The sequence below is a fragment of the Acidovorax sp. BLS4 genome (genome assembly GCF_032929295.1).
Taxonomy (GTDB): domain Bacteria; phylum Pseudomonadota; class Gammaproteobacteria; order Burkholderiales; family Burkholderiaceae_C; genus Paracidovorax.
On record NZ_CP136797.1, the window covers coordinates 2221957 to 2240085 of the forward strand.

Annotated in this window: 15 protein-coding genes; 6 read left to right on the forward strand and 9 right to left on the reverse strand. The window is 59.5% G+C overall.

Features of this window, described 5'->3' with window-relative positions; genetic code table 11:
* The first annotated feature begins 69 nt into the window (after positions 1 to 69).
* The 3 genes from R1Z03_RS10325 (at position 70) to R1Z03_RS10335 (ending at position 3359) form a co-directional block, all read left to right on the forward strand.
* Positions 70 to 1506 carry a coniferyl aldehyde dehydrogenase gene (locus R1Z03_RS10325; RefSeq protein ID WP_284395718.1) on the forward strand — a complete coding sequence of 479 codons (1437 nt, stop codon included), beginning with the start codon at positions 70 to 72 and terminating at the stop codon, positions 1504 to 1506.
* Between the two features lie 119 nt (positions 1507 to 1625).
* Positions 1626 to 2147: a GNAT family N-acetyltransferase gene (locus tag R1Z03_RS10330; RefSeq protein WP_092744242.1), complete on the forward strand. Its 522-nt coding sequence runs from the start codon at positions 1626 to 1628 to the stop codon at positions 2145 to 2147.
* Between the two features lie 39 nt (positions 2148 to 2186).
* Positions 2187 to 3359 (forward strand): class I SAM-dependent methyltransferase, encoded by a 1173-nt coding sequence (locus R1Z03_RS10335; RefSeq protein ID WP_317359335.1) that lies wholly within the window; start codon positions 2187 to 2189, stop codon positions 3357 to 3359.
* A gap of 30 nt (positions 3360 to 3389) precedes the next feature.
* On the opposite strand, the gene R1Z03_RS10340 is transcribed toward R1Z03_RS10335, so the two are convergent.
* Positions 3390 to 3875 carry a hypothetical protein gene (locus R1Z03_RS10340; RefSeq protein WP_317359337.1) on the reverse strand — a complete coding sequence of 162 codons (486 nt, stop codon included), beginning with the start codon at positions 3873 to 3875 and terminating at the stop codon, positions 3390 to 3392.
* A gap of 193 nt (positions 3876 to 4068) precedes the next feature.
* Between R1Z03_RS10340 and R1Z03_RS10345 the strand changes: the two genes are divergently transcribed.
* Both R1Z03_RS10345 and R1Z03_RS10350 read left to right on the forward strand, forming a co-directional pair.
* Complete coding sequence (locus R1Z03_RS10345) at positions 4069 to 5508, forward strand: YdgA family protein (protein WP_317359339.1); 1440 nt, start codon at positions 4069 to 4071, stop codon at positions 5506 to 5508.
* A gap of 196 nt (positions 5509 to 5704) precedes the next feature.
* The gene (locus R1Z03_RS10350) at positions 5705 to 6670 is read left to right on the forward strand and encodes a tRNA-dihydrouridine synthase (RefSeq protein ID WP_317359341.1); all 966 of its coding nucleotides are present in this window, start codon (positions 5705 to 5707) and stop codon (positions 6668 to 6670) included.
* A gap of 112 nt (positions 6671 to 6782) precedes the next feature.
* On the opposite strand, the gene R1Z03_RS10355 is transcribed toward R1Z03_RS10350, so the two are convergent.
* From R1Z03_RS10355 to pilV, 7 genes are all read right to left on the reverse strand, one after another.
* Positions 6783 to 8588 (reverse strand): phospholipase D family protein, encoded by a 1806-nt coding sequence (locus R1Z03_RS10355; RefSeq protein ID WP_317359343.1) that lies wholly within the window; start codon positions 8586 to 8588, stop codon positions 6783 to 6785.
* Positions 8589 to 8654: 66 nt separating this feature from the next.
* Positions 8655 to 9233 carry a GspH/FimT family pseudopilin gene (locus R1Z03_RS10360; protein ID WP_284405976.1) on the reverse strand — a complete coding sequence of 193 codons (579 nt, stop codon included), beginning with the start codon at positions 9231 to 9233 and terminating at the stop codon, positions 8655 to 8657.
* On the reverse strand, positions 9230 to 9739 hold the full coding sequence (locus tag R1Z03_RS10365) for a type IV pilin protein (protein ID WP_284405977.1): 510 nt from the start codon (positions 9737 to 9739) through the stop codon (positions 9230 to 9232). The genes R1Z03_RS10360 and R1Z03_RS10365 overlap by 4 nt, the downstream gene beginning before the upstream one ends.
* 8 nt (positions 9740 to 9747) lie before the next feature.
* On the reverse strand, positions 9748 to 14169 hold the full coding sequence (locus R1Z03_RS10370) for a PilC/PilY family type IV pilus protein (protein ID WP_317359348.1): 4422 nt from the start codon (positions 14167 to 14169) through the stop codon (positions 9748 to 9750).
* 10 nt (positions 14170 to 14179) lie between these two features.
* The gene (locus tag R1Z03_RS10375) at positions 14180 to 14818 is read right to left on the reverse strand and encodes a PilX N-terminal domain-containing pilus assembly protein (protein ID WP_317359350.1); all 639 of its coding nucleotides are present in this window, start codon (positions 14816 to 14818) and stop codon (positions 14180 to 14182) included.
* 1 nt (position 14819) lies between these two features.
* Positions 14820 to 15851, reverse strand: a complete 1032-nt coding sequence (locus R1Z03_RS10380; protein ID WP_284430094.1) for a PilW family protein — start codon at positions 15849 to 15851, stop codon at positions 14820 to 14822.
* Complete coding sequence (gene pilV / locus R1Z03_RS10385) at positions 15848 to 16492, reverse strand: type IV pilus modification protein PilV (protein ID WP_317360332.1); 645 nt, start codon at positions 16490 to 16492, stop codon at positions 15848 to 15850. The genes R1Z03_RS10380 and pilV overlap by 4 nt, the downstream gene beginning before the upstream one ends.
* Positions 16493 to 16662: 170 nt before the next feature.
* Here pilV and ribD point away from each other — a divergent pair, with 170 nt between their 5' ends.
* Complete coding sequence (ribD, locus tag R1Z03_RS10390; RefSeq protein ID WP_317359354.1) at positions 16663 to 17775, forward strand: bifunctional diaminohydroxyphosphoribosylaminopyrimidine deaminase/5-amino-6-(5-phosphoribosylamino)uracil reductase RibD; 1113 nt, start codon at positions 16663 to 16665, stop codon at positions 17773 to 17775.
* A 31-nt stretch (positions 17776 to 17806) separates the two neighbouring features.
* Here the strand turns inward: ribD and R1Z03_RS10395 are convergent, their stop codons facing one another.
* The gene (locus R1Z03_RS10395) at positions 17807 to 18082 is read right to left on the reverse strand and encodes a hypothetical protein (protein WP_284405983.1); all 276 of its coding nucleotides are present in this window, start codon (positions 18080 to 18082) and stop codon (positions 17807 to 17809) included.
* Positions 18083 to 18129 lie beyond the last annotated feature (47 nt).

The window sequence follows — 18129 nt, forward strand, 5'->3', positions numbered from 1 at the left end:
TTTCTGAATGAGGCACTTGGAGACCTGGATTTACAGGCGGTTGCAAGGGCGCTGCCTATGATGCGTGCAATGACCCCTGCCGATATCCGCCACCAGTTCGAAATCCAGAGGCGTGCCAGCCGGGACCATGCCGACGTGCCCCTGCTGGTGCGCCGAGAACGCCTGCTGCGGGTGCGCAAGATGCTGGACGAACACGGCCCGGTGCTCGCGGCGGCGGTGCAGGCCGATTTCGGCATGCGATCGCCGCGCCTGACCGAGGTGGCCGATCTGTTCGTGCTGCGCGCGCAGCTGTCGCACACGCTGCGGCACCTGGCCCGCTGGGCCAAGCCCCGCAAGGTCTTCACCCCGATGTTCCTGCAGCCGGCGCATGCCTGGGTGCAGCGGCAGCCGCTCGGCGTGGTGGGTGTGATCGCACCATGGAACTATCCCGTGCAGCTGGCGCTGGCGCCGGCCATCGGCGCCCTCGCGGCAGGCAACCGGGTGATGCTCAAGCCCAGCGAACTCACGCCCCACACCTCTGCGCAACTGGCCTCGCTGGTTTCGCAGTTCTTTTCGCCCGACGAGTTCTGCGTGGTGCAGGGCGATGCCGCCGTGGCGGCGCTGGTCGCCTCGCTGCCGTTCGATCACCTTGTGTTCACCGGCTCCACGGCGGTGGGGCGCAAGGTGGCGCAGGCCGCCGCCGTGCACCTGACACCCACTACGCTGGAGCTCGGGGGCAAGTCCCCGTGCATCCTCGATGCGGACTGCGACCTGCAGGACGCCGCGCTCAAGATCGCGCACGGCAAGCTGCTGAACGCGGGCCAGACCTGCATCGCCCCGGACTATGTGCTGCTGCCGCGCGGGCGCGAAGCCGCGTTCGGCGAGGCCTACCGCGCCGCCGTGGCACGGCTCTTTCCGTATTTCGAGGGCAACCCCGACTACGCCTCCGTCATCAACCCCCGGCAGCTGGCGCGCCTGCGCACCATGCTGCAGCAGGCGCAGACGCAAGGCGCCGACGTGCAGGTGCTCGAACCCGTGCCCGGTTCCCCGCCACCGCCCGCGCAGGGCATCGGCGACGGGGTGGGGCGGCAGATGCCGCCGGTGCTGGTCTTCAACGCCAGCCTGAACATGCAGGTGATGCAGGAAGAGATCTTCGGCCCCGTGCTGCCCGTGCTGGGCTACGAGCGGCTGGACGACGCCATCGCGCACATCAACGCCGGGCCGCGGCCGCTGGCGCTGTACTGGTTCGGCCGCAACGAAGCCGTGCGCGACGATGTGCTGCGCCGCACGGTGAGCGGCGGCGTCACGGTGAACGACACGCTCATGCACATCACGCACGACAACCTGCCGTTCGGCGGGGTCGGCGACAGTGGCTGGGGCGCCTACCACGGCGAGGCGGGCTTTCTGCGCTTTTGCCACCAGAAGTCGGTGCTGGTGCAATCGCGCTGGTCCATGGGCTCGGCGCTCTACCCGCCGTATGGCGCGCGTTTCGACCGCGTCATGGGCCTGCTGCGCCGCTGGCTTTAGCCGCCACGGGGCCCTCGCACAGGGCCCGGGACAGCCGGGGGCTGGAGTGGAAAAACCATTTGCGGCGACAATGCCGCTCCTTTCGTTTTTTCATCCCCTGTTTTCGTCCCGTTTTTTCCATGTCCAGTATCCAGGTCCGTCCCGCCACGCTTCGCGATGCCAAAGCCATTGCACAGATCCATACCGTCTCCGCAGCCGAGGTATACCGTGGCTTGTTGCCTGACGACCAATTGAAATCCCTCTCTTCGGTCGAGAAGCGCCAAGCCTACTGGCGCGAGGCCATCGAGTACTGCGAGCCCCAGGTCCAGGTGGCCGTGGACGGCGACAAGATCGTCGGCTTCGTCGGCTTCGACCGCTCGCGCGATGAAAAATCGCGCCCCACCACCGGTGAAATCTGGGCCATCTACGCCGCCCCCACCCACTGGAGCCAGGGCGTGGGCGTGGCCCTTTGGGACGCCGCACGCGACGGCCTGCAGGAAGAGGGCTGCACCAACGTCACCGCCTGGGTGCCGCTGCGCAACGAGCGCGCGCTGCGCTTCCATGAACTGGCCGGCTTCAAGCGCGAAATGTCCACGGCCAAGACCGCTGTCGTCGGCGGTGTGAAGATCGAGGAAGTGCGCCTCAAGCGCCCCTTGAACTGATCTGCAGCCTCCCCTGACTTTCCTTTTCGCACACCCTTCATGATCCACTGGACCGAGCACGGCGAGGAGCGCTCAGCGCCCTGGCGCAGCGAGAGCAACGCTGCGGCGCCCCGGCGCGTGGTGCTGGCCGACGACACGCTCGCGGCCGACACCGCCTATCGGCTGGCGTGCGAGGGCACGGGCCTGTTGTGGCGCGGCGATTTCCAGAACGCGCGGCACCTGCTCCAGGCGCTCATGCGCCGCGCGGACAAGAAGCCCAAGGCCAAAGGGGCCAAGGCCGGCCGCAAGGCCCAGGCCGGTGGCTCTGCAGCCGAGAGCACGATCCCTGCGCAGGCCTTCCATCTGCACCGGCAGGCCCAGGCGCAACGTGCGCGCACGCTGGGCATGCTGCTCGTGCCCGTGGAGGGGGACCGCACCATCGCGTTGCGCCGTGCGCCCGATTGGCGAGAGGCATTCGCCGAGGCCTGGGGGCCGGCCGACGGCACCGCCTGCGTGGTGTCGCTGCGCGAAATGCTGGGGCTGGTCGGGGCACACGAGTGGCGAAAGAAGGGTGTGGAGATTCCCGCCCTGGGCACGCCCCAGGCCCCGCGCCGCATCCATCCGCACTACGGCGTGTTCTCGCCCGTGCGCGGGGAGTATGTGGACCTGGTGGCCCAGGCGCCGCTACCGGCCAGGGATCTGGCCTTCGACATCGGCACCGGAACGGGCGTGCTCGCGGCGGTGCTGGCCCGGCGCGGCGTGCACCGCGTCGTGGCCACCGACCAGGACCCCCGCGCTTTGGCCTGCGCCCGCGACAACGTCCATCGGCTGGGCCTGTCGGCCCAGGTCGAGGTGGTGCAGGCCGATCTCTTTCCCGAGGGCCAGGCGCCGCTGGTGGTGTGCAACCCGCCCTGGCTGCCGGGGCGTGCCAGCTCGTCCATCGAGCATGCGGTCTATGACGAAGACAGCCGCATGCTGCGCGGCTTTCTGTCGGGCCTCAAGGCGCACCTGGCGCCGGCCGGCGAAGGATGGCTGATCCTGTCCGATCTGGCGGAGCACCTGGGCTTGCGCTCGCGTGACCAACTGCTCGACTGGGTGGCCGGCGCAGGCCTGCGGGTGGTCGATCGGCACGAGGTGCAGCCCCGCCATCCCAAAGCCGCGGACGCTACCGATCCGCTGCATGCCGCACGTTCGGCCGAGCGCACCTCGCTCTGGCGGCTGGCTGCGCTGTAGGTACTGCGCCAAGCGCCACCGGTTTCCTCTTCACACCGGCAGCAGTTGCTCCATGCGCTCGCGCACGGCGGCAGCGCGTTCGGGGCCAGCCAGCAAGGTGATTTCGTCCAGCAGCGCCTCGCTCACGTCCAGCATGCTGTCGCGGTCGCGCGCACCGCGCAGCGCTTCATGGAAATTGCGGGCCAGGTCGGCATTGCGCCGCGCGAACATGCGCTCGCAAATGTCGAACAGGTACATGCGGGCGCCGGCCAGCGAACGCAGGGCGTTCGACGGTGCCGGGGCTTCGTTCGTGGCGGTCGGCGCAGTGGAAGGCGCGGGCGTTGTGTTGGGGCTGGCCAGGTAACCCTGGCGCATCAGTTGCTCGACGATCTGGGCGCCGATGCCGTTGTACATGGCCTGCAGGTCCTTCATCGGCCGGCCATCGGCCAGCAGCAGCAGGGAGCGTTCTCGCAGGCTCAGTGTTCGCACGCCGGGGGACAGTTCCAGGCGGGCCTTGTCGGTTCTCAGGAGCAGCATGGAAGGGGCAAAGATCAGGCGGGAGCCTGATTGCACCGCACTCCCGTGACGTGGCGATGACGCCAGCAGGGCCACGCGGCTGCGTGCGGCCAATTCCCACGGTTCTGATGCCGGGTGCGGAACTTGCCGCGAAGGCCGGTGGTATTCTCGCGGGCTTCGCCCAGGGGGGAGAAGCATGCTGACGGAACACCCAATGAACAAGAAAACAATTGCAGGCGCCGCCGTGGCGCTGGCTGTCGTGGCCTATAGTGGCGCGACCTGGTATCTGGGCCAACGGGCCCAGTCGAGCTACCAGGAGGCGCTGGTCGATCTGCGCCAGGCCCTGGGCCCGGAGGCCATCGTTTCCGAGGAATACCACAAGGGCTTCTTCTCATCGCAGGCCAAGCTGGTGCTGCAGTGGACCCCGCCCCGCACGGCCGAGCAGGTGGAGGCCAATGTGCCGCCATCGCCGCCGTTGCGCCTGGCCGTGAACAGCACCGTGCACCATGGCCCGCTGGCGGGCCGCCGCCTGGCGGCCGCCGTGGTGGATTCGCGCTTTGCGCTGGAGGGGTTGGACGCGCAGGCCACCAAGGACCTGGCCAAGGTGACCGCTCCCACCCTGACCACCGTGCACCACCTGACGGGCCGGCACGACCTCCATTTCCAGTTGCCCGCGGGTGAAGTCGGCAACGAGGAGATGACGTTGCGTTGGCAAGCCATGGTCACCGACATGACCCTCAGCGGGGACCGCAAGCACGTCAAAGGCAGCTTCCAGTGGCCCGAATTCGCGATGGTTGGCGTGCCCGGCGGTACCCCGGACGAGGACGACGAAGAGGCCAGGCCGGCGGCCCGCATCACCATGGCCATGAAGGGCATGGACGGCACGTTTGAAAACGAGGTGATCGAAGGCATGTGGCTTTTCGGGCCCGGCACCGGCACGGTGCGGCTCGCGGAGATGGACGCCAGCAGCACCCCGGCCGCAGGCGGCGCGGCAACGTCCCTGTTCTCTCTGAAAGAAGTGGCCGGGTCGTCCACGATCGAAAGCAATGGCGCCACGATCAGCATCGCCACTGCGCTCAACGGCAAGGGCAGCATGGGCCCGCTGAATTTCGAATCGGTGGGCTTTGAAGAAAAGTTCCAGCGCATCGACCTGGAAACGATCAAGCGCTTTCAGCAGGCACTGATCGAGGCCTACCGCACACAGGGCCTGGCGAGCGCGGCCTCCCAAACGGAAGAGCGCATTCTGCCTTTGCTGGAAGAGAGCGCTCCCCGCCTGGTGGCAGCCCTTCCGGCTTACTCGATGAAACTCATGGCCACCTACCAAGGCCAGCAGGGACAGATCGAATACGGTGGCGAAGTGCAGCGCGCTCCCTCGGCCGAAGAGGTTGCGCAGACGGGCTGGAAGGCCGCGTTGATCAAGGGCTCGATGCTGAATGCCAGCGCGCGTTTGCCCAAGGCGTGGATTGCGCCCATCGCCGAGGCCGCGGGCAAGAAAGACATGAAGAGCGAAGACATGGACGCCATGATCGGTATGGCCCAGGCCGCCGGGTTCCTGCGGCAGGAGGGCGACAATCTCACCAGCGTGGTGAAGATGGAAGCCGGCCAGGTCAAGCTCAACGGCAAGAGCATCGACCTGCCAAAGGGGACTTTCTAAAATAGCGTGCTTCGGTGGCTTCGGCCATCGGTCGGCTGCTCGCCAGGGCCCTTCGGGCCCTTTTTGTTTTTCCGGGCGCCGGGCCGTTCGTGGGGCTGCAGGCAGTCCTTTTCCTTGTCGTTACCTTCATCGGAAATTCCGGATTCACGGCCATGGGCGCTCGGCGCCGGTGGCGCAAAGGCCCATTCACGCTGCCATGACCTTGCTGCTCGCGCCCATGGAAGGGCTACTCGACTTCGTGCTGCGCGACGTGCTCACCCGCGTGGGTGGGGTGGACCGCTGCGTGTCGGAGTTCATTCGCATCACCGGCACCTTGCTGCCCGACAAGGTGTTTCTTCGCTACCTCCCGGAACTGCGCCATGGCGGCAGGACGCTGGCGGGCGTGCCGGTGCGGGCGCAGTTGCTGGGCTCCGATCCCGTCAGCATGGCCGAGAACGCGGCGCGCCTGGCGGCACTGGGACCCGAGGGGATCGATCTGAACTTCGGCTGCCCGGCCAACGTGGTCAACCGCCATGGGGGCGGTGCGGCGCTGCTCAAGGAGCCGGAGCGCATCGCTGCCGTGGTCGAGGCGGTGCGCCGCGCCGTGCCGCCGCACCTGCCGGTGTCCGCCAAGATGCGGCTGGGCTACCACGATGCCTCCCTGGCCCGCGAATGCGCACAGGCCATGCAGGCCGGCGGCGCGTGCGAATTGGTGGTGCATGCGCGAACCAAAGCCGACGGCTACCGGCCACCGGCCTATTGGGAGCAGATCCCCGCTGTGCGCGATGCCATCTCCATCCCGGTGGTGGCCAATGGCGAGATCTGGACCGTGGCCGATGCGCAGCGCTGCCGCGAGGTGTCGGGATGCAGCGCCCTGATGCTCGGGCGGGGCATGGTGGCCGATCCCGGCCTGGCCCTTGCAATCCGCTCGGCGGACGCAGGCGACGCCGACGTGCCTGCATTGCCTTGGTCGGCGCTGCAGCCGCATCTGTCCGATTTCTGGCGTCTGGTCTGCGAAGACCTGGAGCCCCGCCAGCGCGCGGGCCGGCTCAAGCAATGGCTCAATCTGCTGCGCCGGCGGTTTCCGGAAGGGGAGGCGGCGTACCAACAGGTGCGCACCATGACGGATCAACAAGACATCACGCAATGGTTGCACCGGCAGCCGATGCCCGATCCGGCTTGAAACCAACTTGCCCTGAGGGTAGGGCGGGCCTGCCTCGGCTGAGTGCGGACCAGACGGTTCCGTCAGGTCGCACCTGAGGCATGGGCCTGCGAAGCAGGCCGCCTGTTTCGCGCTACAAAAGGTGATCCGGTGCCAATGGCCCCAGGAGCTTCAGCAGCAAACGCAGTCCCAGACCAGTATCGGGGTCCGTCGTGGCGTCTTCGAGGCCGCTGCCCTGGGGGGCTCGCCAAACCAATCCCTGGTCGGTCTTCTCCAGTCGCCAGGCGCCTTCGCGCATGGCGGTTTCGATCTGCTCTGACGCCATGCGGGAGAGGGCCCGGCTTTGGATCAGCAGGGCAATCTCGGTGTTCTGCAACTGGGAGCGCAGATCCAGGTTCATCGAACCCACCACCAGCAGCCGGCCGTCCAGCACCAGCACCTTGGAATGCAGCATCGACCGGGACTCGCCCGTGGCGGCGGCCCCCGATGAACCGAACGTCGACTTGAGGCCTGCCTGCTCGCTGCGCAGTTCATACAGCTGCACGCCCATGGCCAGCAATTCATCGCGGTGCCGTGCGTAGCCCACATGGGCAACCGGCGCATCGTTGGAGGCCAGCGAATTGGTGAGCACCCGCACTCGGACTCCCCGTGCCACGGCATCGGCAAACGCCTTCTTCATGTCCTCGCCGGGCACGAAGTAAGGCGAAATGATGAGCAGGTCCTGCCGTGCCTGGGCCAGCAACTGCAGAAGGCCGTCCACCACGGTTTCTCCTTGCGCTGCATGTTCTGCAGAGGCTTGGAGCGCCTGCGTCCGCGGTGTCGTGGGTGAGGGCGCGTTGTTGTCGGAATGGGAACCGGATGCGCTCACCTCGACGGCTGCCCCTGGCTTCATGTCGCCTACGGGAATGCCGCGCTCGCCTTCGGTGGGAATCTTCGCGGGTTGGTCCGCCAGCATGGCGGCCGGCGCCCAGACGAAGGCTGCCGCACCGAGGTCCATGGCTTGTTCGTTCCAGACGCGCTCACGTTGCGCCTGCGTGGGTCCATCGCTGGATGGGCGGGGCTCGCCGTCCGGCGGCTTGGGCCCATCCCGCCGGTCGGAGGCCGCAGTGCGCGTCCCTGAAGGGGGGGCGTTGCTGTTGTCACCATCACCCTGTCGCTGCTGTTCGGACGCTGGCGCCTTCGAGGTCTGTTCGCGCAACCTTGCCAGTTCCTGCTGGGTGATGAGCGACTGCACGGGGTAGGCGCGCTGGTTGTTCCAGTAGCTGTCGAAGCTGCGAGACAGATCCTGGACGATGGGGCCCACGGCGAGCACGTCCAGATCCACGAAATTGCCCGAATCGGCATTGCCGAAATAGGCATCGCCCAGATTGCGCCCGCCCGTTACGCCCATCACGTTGTCCGCGATGAACAGCTTGTTGTGCATGCGTTGCTGCACCCGGGAAAAATCGGTGACAGAGCCCCACAAGCGCCCCAGCATCGAACCACGCGGCCCAGCGACCGGGTTGAACATCCGCATTTCCACATTGGGCTGGAACGCCATGCCCATGACCAAGGCATTGCGCCCCGTGCTGTGAAAGTCGTCCAGGAGAATGCGCACGCGCACCCCGCGCCGTGCCGCCGCTGCAATGCCGCGCAGCAACCGCTCGCTGCTGGCATCCGCATGGATGGCGTAGTACTGCAGGTCCAGTGTTTTCTGTGCGTTCTCCACCAGGGCGAGGCGGCTGCCATAGGCTTCCTGGGGGCCGCTGAGCAGGAGAAAACCGGAGTCGTGGCGTGCTTGGTCAGCGCGGCGGCGATCCTCCAGCACCTTGGACAAGACTGTATTGCTGGCAGGTAACTCTGCTCGTGAGACAGGACGGTCGACTCTATCTGGCAGACCGGCACAACCTGAAATGAAGAGCAATGCGACGAGTGCTGAAATACCGCGCGAAATATACAAACTGGGATGTCTCACTCGTGAGGTTTTTATGGATGTGCCGGTGCTTTGGGCTGGATGGTTAGTTGGTCAGTTCGAAGCCGTTGCGGTACAGCTTGAGTCGGTCGATGGTTTGCAAGATCGTGCTCTGCCTGTCTTTGAAATAATGATTCTTCGCATCTCTTCATTTTGAGTGGCCGTCGATACATCATTCCGCTTGATGGTCAAGGTAAGATTTTCTGGAGAACTTCCATCTTTTTTTCGAGAAAATCCGGAACTGTCAAATGTTAAATAAGGATCGGCGCCAGTGGCCGTACCGTTTCCCGATATGGTGAAATAACTTGCTGGGGCCTCTTGCTTCATGACAGTTCCATCCCCGCTTTCGCTGTAGGTCTGGCTGCGATCCTTATCAACGAAAACGATCCAACCGGTGCCCCAATCGGCACCACTGGCTGGAATGACATACGCACTGGCATTTTGCTTCATTGCCTCTGCTTTTGCAGTATTGATGGCTACCAGAAGAGAGTTGGCAAGCGAAGATAGCTGAGAATTCCGCTGAAAGGCCTGGAACCCTGGCACGGCCACCAAAAGCAGTATTGCAGCAATGGCCATTGTTATTACCAGTTCAATCAGGGTAAAGCCATTCTGCGATTTTGATGTTTTACTCATGGCCAGCAAAGCCTGGGATTGCTTGTGTTGCCGCTGCATTTTTTTGTGCCATTGCTCATTAATTCCAGATTGCCGACGACTGGATCTGACTTTACTGGAGTCGCGATCACTCTAACGCATTGTGAAATGGGCAACGTCCCGGTGCCAGTTGCAGGGCATGTACTGGCAGACAGGAGGTATGCCGCTGCAGACAAGCCTCCATCGCCAGAAAATGTTTTAAAGGGAACCGTGGAGGCCGTGACACCCCCGCAGGCAGTGGATGGAGAGGGGGCTAAGGCAGCAACAGTCCCGCTGCTGTTGCTGAATGCCAAGTAGCAATTATTTTGTGTCATGTATCGCTCCTGCTGCTGAAGAAGCTCTGCCAAGGCGGCCCGCCCTTGCGCTCGCCGGCCTTTCAGAATGGAGTCGTTGTAAGCAGGATAAGCAACTGCTGCCAGAATGCCAATCACTGCCACCACGATCATGAGTTCTATCAGGGTGAACCCCCGGTTTGCTTGCGCGTTCATAGCTTGACTCACTTGTTTTTCATGTCTTGGTAGTTGTTGATCTGGCGCCAGCTTAGACGACCCACGGCCTCGGTGATGCTGACGACCTGCGTGCTTGTGCTGGCGCCGGATTGCCCGATGGTTGTGCTCCTCAACGTTGTGGTTCTCCATCCTCGACCGGTGCTGTCCAGTGGAGTGGGCGGCGTTTCGGATTCATTCACGAAGAACATGCTCGGTCCCAACAGACCCACGGTCGAAAGGTTGTATTTCCCTGAGCCATCGCCAATGTTGACCACATAGGCATTGCTGGTTCCCGGCGTGTTGGTGCAAGTTCCGGTAGCACCAGTGGCGCCAGGAATGATCGTATTAAAGGTGGCATAAAGGTTGCCTTGGTCACCAATGGCACTGACCAATTTTTCTCCAGAAACCGGCATATCAAAATACCACCCAGAACGTTGTGTTGCATCGGTATCCGACATGGCCCGGCCCCATTTGAATGCACCCACCGTGATGACCCTTGTGCCGGTATTGATGGCGCCTTGTTTCAGCCGCGCCCGTCCGCTGATGACACTTGCCGCCGCAGGGGAACTGTCTGCAGCCGTAAGACCATTGTCGTAAACAGCATAGAAACTGTTGGTTGCAGTCGACGTGTTGTCTGTCGTCTCCAGATATTTTCCTGTGCCGAAGGCGACATAAAAAGTTTCCAAGCCGGATACTGTTGGTCCCGAGAATATGGCTGGTGCTGCAGTAATCGGTTGGATGGTATTGCTCGAATCTTTGGCAATATACAAGGGGTAGGGCACAGGCGACCCTGCAGTGCCTTTGTTGAATGCCGTCAATTTATTCATATTCCAATCGCTGGTAGGCAGATTTTTTGAAAAATCAAGTTTCCAGAGGTTGCCATGAAAGTCTCCCATGTAGATCTGCGTGACCTCGCCAGCACTGCCCCAGAGCGGCTGAAAATTGGCAAGCCCCGTCGCTTTGGTGGAGCTCAGCGTGCTATCGATGGGCAAGGAGATCTTGAAATAATTGGTTCCCAAGGTCCACGAGGTTCCAGGCTGCTTGTCCAATGCCAGCAGGAAAAGGGCGGGCTGTCCGGTCGTACTAAATACCCCATTGACATCGGGCACATAATTGTTCGCACCGCTTGCCACGACTGCAAACCAACGATAGGTGCTGGTGCTGGCGCTCCCGCTGGTTTTCAGTTTTAGAATCTGCGGTTTCCCGATTACCTGGCCCATATCTGCATCGTCGGAACGCTTGAATTCCCACATCACGTTGGAGGCAGCAAAATTGGACGGGTCAGACACATCCAATGCAAAAACCCCGGAACCTCCTCCGCCTGTTCCCGAGACCAGGACAGTTTTCCAATCGGATGCCGTGCCATTGAATGCCACTTGCGCCTCTCCCACAACTGGTGGCGCATCGACATAGCTTTGATGGTTAGTCACATAGCTCGTGTTTGTCAGTGCTGAGAGTTTGGGGCCCATCCAGCTGGGAATATAGGCAAACAATTCGTCGCCAGTACCCGCGTTGAATGAATGCAGCATGCCGTCATTTGCTCCAACAAAAACAGCTGGCGTGCGATTGTTATAGCTACTCCGGAAGGCAGCATACCCGGCACCGGAATAGGCCGCGGTAGGTGCACCTGAATACACAACGCTGGAGTTGACGATGTCTCCGAGCAACGAACTGCGCACCCTGAAAGGATTGCCTTCCTTGGTTCGGTCTCCCCTCAAAAAGCTGACACGCGCTGAACCTTGCCCATCTGAAGATGCGGTAGGTTCCGCTTTATTGAGATAGCCTTGCAAGGCGCTTTCAATCGTTGCCCAAGTAAATGACGCCGCCACTGGATTCGCATTTCCGGCGGTATTTCCCACAAAAATCTTGCGATTGGCAGCGGGCGAAGCCATCACCGACAAACGGTCTGCTGCGCTCCAGTTCTGAGAACCCACGTTGAGGCTGGTGCCGGAGGCTGTCAAAGGTTCTGCGACAACGTCTCCGCTCCAGTTACTCGTATCAAACTTGGCAGAATACACGACGCTTCCCGACGTGCTGTTGATGGTCGTGGTAGAGGCTGAACTGCCTGCGATGCTTCTGGCTTGGGTCGACGCCCTGCTGAAAATATCGTCAAAGGCTGAAAGGACGCCACGTGCACTACTTTGAAGGTAGTAGGTGCCAGCCTCGCCAGGATCATTTTGCTTTTGCCAGACATTGTTGTCGTTGGTGCCGTCTTGGCGCTTGAAAGGATTGCCATAGGTGTTATACGGCCTGGCTGCAGCGTTGCTGGGATCCGATTCGAAGCCGCCATACTTGGAGGCCATGAAAAACTGATTGGCAAAACGGCGTGTTGAGACGTTGTTTTGGTCCCCGTACTCGTTGACGTCAAAAAGGAACGTTTTGACTCGGAGTCCTGGACGCTGTTTTGCAGGGGCTGCGGTCCAATCGGTTCCACGAATGTCGTGCGTGTGAGACCAATATGCCGACCCCATGATCTGGCTGGTTTGGGTACCACTCGGCACGCTACCGTTGGCCCCATTGGGATTGCCAGTGGTTCGGGTCACATTTTGCCCATCTTGATAGGTCGTTGCTTGATTTCGCTCAAAAGCTTGAACCGTGCTACGCCATGCATTAATGTTTGGAATATTATTTGCCAAATCAGGCGTTGGCAGTCTGTTTCCGTCATGGGTGTTCACGTCTCCAATGACAACCACGTTGCTTTTCAAGCAAGAATAATCCGATGCATTGCTTCTGTTGTCATATGGGTCGGTCCAGGTCGAGTAAGCCGGATAACCATCGTACATATCAGATGAAATATTGCTCGTCGCAGCGGTGCTTGGCTGCAAGCCTTGCAGGTATCTGATCGTCTCGTAATGGAGTTCACCGACAGGGTCATACATTTTGTAGCGACCAGGTACAGGTCCGGTTCTGCCAAATTTGTTCAGATAGTTGATGACGCCGCTAATGTTCGGCGTTTGACTGGTATTGTTGTCGGGATTGGATAGGAATACTCCGTTGTTGGCATTCCATTCTGCATTGGGATTCCCGCCGTTGGGGGTGTTGTCCTGTCCCGTGGTGCTGAAAGTTTTGCTGCCGACATATTTCATCGGTGCTCGAAGCACCCCGCCATAGCGGCCGTTGTTATAGCTTGCCGTCTGGTCCATAAGATAACCAAAGGCAGCCAATCGCATCTGATCACTGTATTTCTGAATAACACCGGTTGGCTTGTAATTGCCATTGGGGTACTGCCTGCACAAATTGTATGCAGCACGCACGTCTTGCAAAACGCCAGAGGTGGTATCGCAGACTTGAACGCGTGCATAGAAAAAGCCATCGCTATTCAAGTTTGCGTTCACAGGCGGTGTCCACGATCCGCTGTAGTTTCGGTAGTAACACTGTTTAGCAGTGCCGCTCTTCGGGTCGCCAAAGATGTCATTGGTACAAGCCACGCCATTCGATGCGGGAGCCACCTTCCAGTAATTCACACCATTGACTTTGACTCCATACCAAACCTCTTTCGTTCCTGTAAAACTGCAGGTATTATTTTCAGTGGCGCATTGAGTTGTACCGCCGGGTCGATCTGTTGATGCATCGCTGACCGGTCCCACGGATGAATTAGTGGTTGGTGCGCCCAATTTATATGATGCCGGGCCTGTCGAACAGTTTCCGGTATTGGAAGTGCCAAAATAGATTCTATTCAGGGTATTGGCTACCCATATATCGTTTCCATTGGCAGCTGTGATCATTGCTGTAGGGACAGCTCCCCAATAAGTCCCTGCACTTCCACCATTTTTTTGCAGTTGCTTGGCCGGAAAATTGCTGGTATTCCACATGCAGACCGGGTCCCCATTGGGAATGACTGCCCGTTGAAGTATGGTCAGGGAAGAGTTGGTAGTGGCTGTATCAATGTATCGATCACCGCCTGACAATGCCAAGCGGAGCATATCAATGGCTGAACTGCTGGCCCAGTTCAAAAAATTGCCGCTGAAGGCATTGGTGCACTTCCGTGCGGTTGCAGCACCGCTGCGATCGAAACGCTTGTAGTCTGCCGTTGTCAAGCCGCTTGCAGGTGTTTCCGATGGAGAATCGTTATATACATAGCAACTTTCCGCGTCATAATATCCCAAATACTCATTTAAATTGGAATAAGTATTGTCTGTGGCGCCCCCTGATGGGTATTGTGAGCCTACTGTGGGATATTCAACGGATAAAGCCAGAGCCAAAGTGGGCTTGTCCACTGCCGCTGCTGCGTAGAGTGGATCTGCGGAAATATTGATTGCAGGTATGGAAGGCGCAGTGCCCGCGCTGAATGCAACAAATGAAATGGTTGCCATGATTGGCACGGCTGCCAATGCAATCCACTTCGCAGAAGACGATTTTTTAATGCTCTCTTTGCAGCCTGCAATTATTTTTATTGCTGCCGCAGTCCTGGAGGTATCAGAGTTGTTCATATAGTCCTCTTCAATTTCTGAAAATTACTTGCGATACTGTTTGAGTATCCGCATTCGGACCAAAGCCCATGGCAGTGATTCTGTAAATATACTTGACGTCTTTTGGATCTTTTGTGCGAGACATGGAGGGATCGGGAATTGGCTCTATCACATAGCGCGGAGGTTGGGCGGGCTGAATTCCTGCATTTCCAGATGGAAATGCCCGTCCTGTATAGGTTCCGAATACAGTGGTAGGCGCACTGTTTGATGTATTCGTGAAGTCCACGGCCAACCAAGCCGGCTTACCCGTGGCATTGAGGGCGCATAACCCAATCGTGTTGCCAGATGTACCGCAGTCCTGAACAAACTGCGCAATATCTGTACTGCCTCGTTTGAAGATGCTATTTCTCTTGGTGGAAGAGCTCGCAGGTTGTCCCAGGATGTCAAATTCCGCATCCATCAATGCAGCTTCGGTGGATTGCCAAGCAATTTGAGTATCTCGATCATTTCGGGTGCCGCGCTCCGCCATCATCGAAATCTGCACTCCTGATATTCCCAATATGGAAACAATCACCAGCAACAGCATCACTACAATTAATGACGCTCCTTGTTCTTTTGAAGCCCGGGGTAAAACTGCGAATTTCACAGATAAATCTTGGAATTTCAGCATGCTAATTGTCTTGTTGATAGTTGCGCAGGTGTACCGTGAATGTAACGGTTTGTCGCAATCTTCCATCGGATGACGTGAAAACGGTGCCTGGATCATTGGTGGCGTCTGCCAGGCCGCTGCCTATCGCGCCAGAACTGGAACCTTTGGCAATACCCAGCGGATAGAGGGTTTGAGAGCTCTTGTCAATAGCCGAGCCGCTGGGGCCTCTGATAACCATGCCGATGCGCAGGCTCCTGACGCGTCGCCAATTGGAATAGCTGACGGCCGCATTTGACGTGTTGGTGATCTGGTCGGCCCTTAAATAACGCTCAGGCCCATTTTCTGGTGAACTTGCTGCACTTGCCGGCAAAGTAGCGTTGTTCGGGCCGATACCATCAACCCCGTAAAGCACCTGAAAGTTTTCCACGCCCCTGATCAGAGGCTCCGCTTCCAGAGAACCGGTTGAACCAATATGGGTGCACATGAGAGACGGCTCGCCGTCTTGTCCGATACCAACGTGCAATATGCTCAATATGCGGTCATATCGATCAACGGGTACCGCTGATGGTGCCACCCCCATGCAATCAATCATGGTTTGATCGGAAGTCGTGGCTGTCGGCACCAGTTGGCTGGTTTGATTTCTCAACACCAGAATATCACTGCCTGCACCTACGCCTGAGCCCCAATTGGAGCTTTCATCCCATGCGTCGGTTTCACTGCGTTTTTGGTTATTGATGCCGTAGATGTTTGGCGGTGGATTCGATTCAATGCCAGCAGTACTATTGGGTACTGGAGTGGCCGCGTCTCTCACATCCTTATATCCCGCCTGTACGCCCAAGCGTTGAATCAGATCGACGGCAAATCTGCTGTTGTCTCGAAGTTGTGACGCTGCATCCACGCTGCTGAAGCCCTGCCTCGAAACGACCAATGCTGCTACTGCGACCAGCACAATCAGTAAGCTGATGACCATTGCCACCATCAGTTCGATAAGGGTTAAGCCCCTTTGCTGCCCCTTGGTTGCCAAATAATGTGGCATGTAGTTGTTTTTTTTCATATTGAACTGGCATTGCCACTGGTCACTGGGAAAATAATGTAGGGAACGCTTCCTGAGCTACTGGCCTGCTCCAATACATCGTTTCCAGTTTTACTTCTATCAGTGGAATTGCGAGTCCATCCAATTTTTATCACGGCGATCTCATTCGCAGTGGCTCCGGATGAGGTACAGGCCCACTGGGGTATTCCATTGCTGTTGTACGGAGCACTGTCGAAACAGATAGCTACGCGAGCTCCTGGCAGGGTGTTGTCTACCCGGGCGAGCCAATCCGTCATCTCGGCATTGGCAATATCAGTCGCTGATGTGCAACCCGTGGAAGCATTGCCCACGCTCAAGCAATACGATGGAGTGGCTGGCACCATGGACCCGCTCGACAGTGAAACAAGATACGGGTTATCGGCAGTTGTTGTCTTTACACCGATTTCTTTATTGCCCCGCATCATCTCCGCCAACTCTCTTGCCAACATCGCTGCTTGTGCTTGCAGTCGAGCCTCTCTATTGGATTGAAGGGCGAAAGCCTGCATGCCAACCAAGCCCAGCATGCCGAAAGACAGCACCATGATCGCGACCAGGACTTCAACCAAGGTGAAGCCCCGGGATTGCCTGATAGGTCGTGGACAGGAAAGGGTTTTGGCGGCCAACCTGGACGGTGGTAACAGGGCAGAGAATGTCATGTGCGAATGTTACGGAGGTCTCCTTCAGTTCGCCCGCCCCTCCTGTGCCGTTGGCTCCATAAGGCTGACCGTTTGGCGGCAGAATGGGCGGCTGCCCGCCAACCGTGGCATCCAAGACTGGAGTTTTCTCAGGCCGTATGAACAAGTCAGCAGAGTCAAATTTCATGAGTAGGGCATTGGAGCTGGCGCAGCAAGGCCTCTTTCGAACCTCGCCCAATCCACGAGTCGGCTGCGTGATCGTCAATGCTTCTGGCACGGTGCTGGGCGAAGGATCTACACAGCCGGCAGGTCAGGCGCACGCTGAAATCATGGCGCTGCGCGATGCCCATGGGCGTGGGTTGTCGGTAGAAGGGGCCACTGCCTATGTCACTTTGGAGCCCTGTTCGCATCATGGGAGAACCGGTCCGTGCTGCGATGCTTTGGCTGACGCGGGATTGAGCAAGGTGTTTGCCTCTATCACCGATCCCAATCCCATGGTGGCGGGGCAAGGGGTGAGCAGATTGCGCGAGCGTGGCGTGGAAGTAGACGTGGGCCTTGAATCGCAAGTATCCCGCGAGTTAAACCTGGGCTTTTTCAGCCGCATGATCCGCCGACGCCCCTGGGTTCGCATGAAGGCAGCTGCCTCTCTGGATGGCTTGACGGCCTTGCATGGAGGTGAAAGCCAATGGATAACGTCGCCCTTGGCACGCTCCGATGGTCATGCCTGGCGTGCGCGGGCCTGTGCGGTGTTGACCGGCATCGGCACCGTTCTGGCGGATGATCCACGACTGGATGTCCGGGAGGTCGAGACTCCTCGCCAACCTGACCTGATTTTGTTGGACAGTCAGTTGAGGGTGCCATTGCACGCGGCCATTTTCAAAGCCGAGCGCCGGGTTTTTATTTACACGGCCATCCAAAACCCTGAAAAGGAGGCGTTACTCGCTTCACGCGGTGTCACCGTGCTGCATTTGCCCAATGCGGAAGGGCACATCGACCTGGCTGCCCTGATGTTGGATCTGGGTCGCCTGCAAATGAATGAAGTGCATGTGGAAGCGGGCAGCCAGTTGAATGGCGCGCTACTGCAAGCGGGGTTGGTGGACGATGTGCTGCTTTATCTGGCCCCCAAATTGTTGGGGCCTGGATTGGGCATTGCGCACCGGGTGGCATTGTCCAAGCTATCCGACGGAACCGACATGGCATTCCAATCGGTCGAGATGGTCGGCCCGGACCTGCGCGTGGTCGCGCGGCTGTCCGGCCACGCTGATTTTTAAGACCCGATTTTCGCTTTGGCTTTTTGAAGGCTCATGGCTTGGCATATCCAAGACACGCCCCGGCGTTCGGTCGCCCTTTGCATTCTCTGTACAGCCTGCGATCGCGTTCGGCAGTCGACTCTTCGGAGGTGCTTCGTGGAGTGGTCGTTTTCAACTTGACCGTATTCTTTCTTTTGTTGTCCTGCGCTGAATTCGAGGCATCGGTCGTTGTCGCTGCATGGGCCGCAAGCGTATTCATGCCGAGTGAGACTCCGGCGCAAAGCAGGAAGGCAAATCCTGCAAGGTGTTTGGCGGTTCGAGTGGGCATGGGTTCCTCCCTGGGATTTTGATTTCAGGATATTGTGGCGCAAGAGC

Excerpts from the sequence above, each read along its gene's own strand:
- R1Z03_RS10380 (WP_284430094.1), bottom strand. The coding sequence starts at position 15,851 with ATGAAAAAAAACAACTACATGCCACATTATTTGGCAACCAAGGGGCAG.
- R1Z03_RS10375 (WP_317359350.1), bottom strand. The coding sequence starts at position 14,818 with ATGCTGAAATTCCAAGATTTATCTGTGAAATTCGCAGTTTTACCCCGG.
- R1Z03_RS10370 (WP_317359348.1), bottom strand. The coding sequence starts at position 14,169 with ATGAACAACTCTGATACCTCCAGGACTGCGGCAGCAATAAAAATAATT.
- R1Z03_RS10360 (WP_284405976.1), bottom strand. The coding sequence starts at position 9,233 with ATGAGTAAAACATCAAAATCGCAGAATGGCTTTACCCTGATTGAACTG.
- R1Z03_RS10345 (WP_317359339.1), top strand. The coding sequence starts at position 4,069 with ATGAACAAGAAAACAATTGCAGGCGCCGCCGTGGCGCTGGCTGTCGTG.
- ribD (WP_317359354.1), top strand. The coding sequence starts at position 16,663 with ATGAACAAGTCAGCAGAGTCAAATTTCATGAGTAGGGCATTGGAGCTG.
- R1Z03_RS10330 (WP_092744242.1), top strand. The coding sequence starts at position 1,626 with ATGTCCAGTATCCAGGTCCGTCCCGCCACGCTTCGCGATGCCAAAGCC.
- R1Z03_RS10365 (WP_284405977.1), bottom strand. The coding sequence starts at position 9,739 with ATGAACGCGCAAGCAAACCGGGGGTTCACCCTGATAGAACTCATGATC.
- R1Z03_RS10335 (WP_317359335.1), top strand. The coding sequence starts at position 2,187 with ATGATCCACTGGACCGAGCACGGCGAGGAGCGCTCAGCGCCCTGGCGC.
- R1Z03_RS10395 (WP_284405983.1), bottom strand. The coding sequence starts at position 18,082 with ATGCCCACTCGAACCGCCAAACACCTTGCAGGATTTGCCTTCCTGCTT.
- R1Z03_RS10325 (WP_284395718.1), top strand. The coding sequence starts at position 70 with ATGACCCCTGCCGATATCCGCCACCAGTTCGAAATCCAGAGGCGTGCC.
- R1Z03_RS10350 (WP_317359341.1), top strand. The coding sequence starts at position 5,705 with ATGACCTTGCTGCTCGCGCCCATGGAAGGGCTACTCGACTTCGTGCTG.
- R1Z03_RS10340 (WP_317359337.1), bottom strand. The coding sequence starts at position 3,875 with ATGCTGCTCCTGAGAACCGACAAGGCCCGCCTGGAACTGTCCCCCGGC.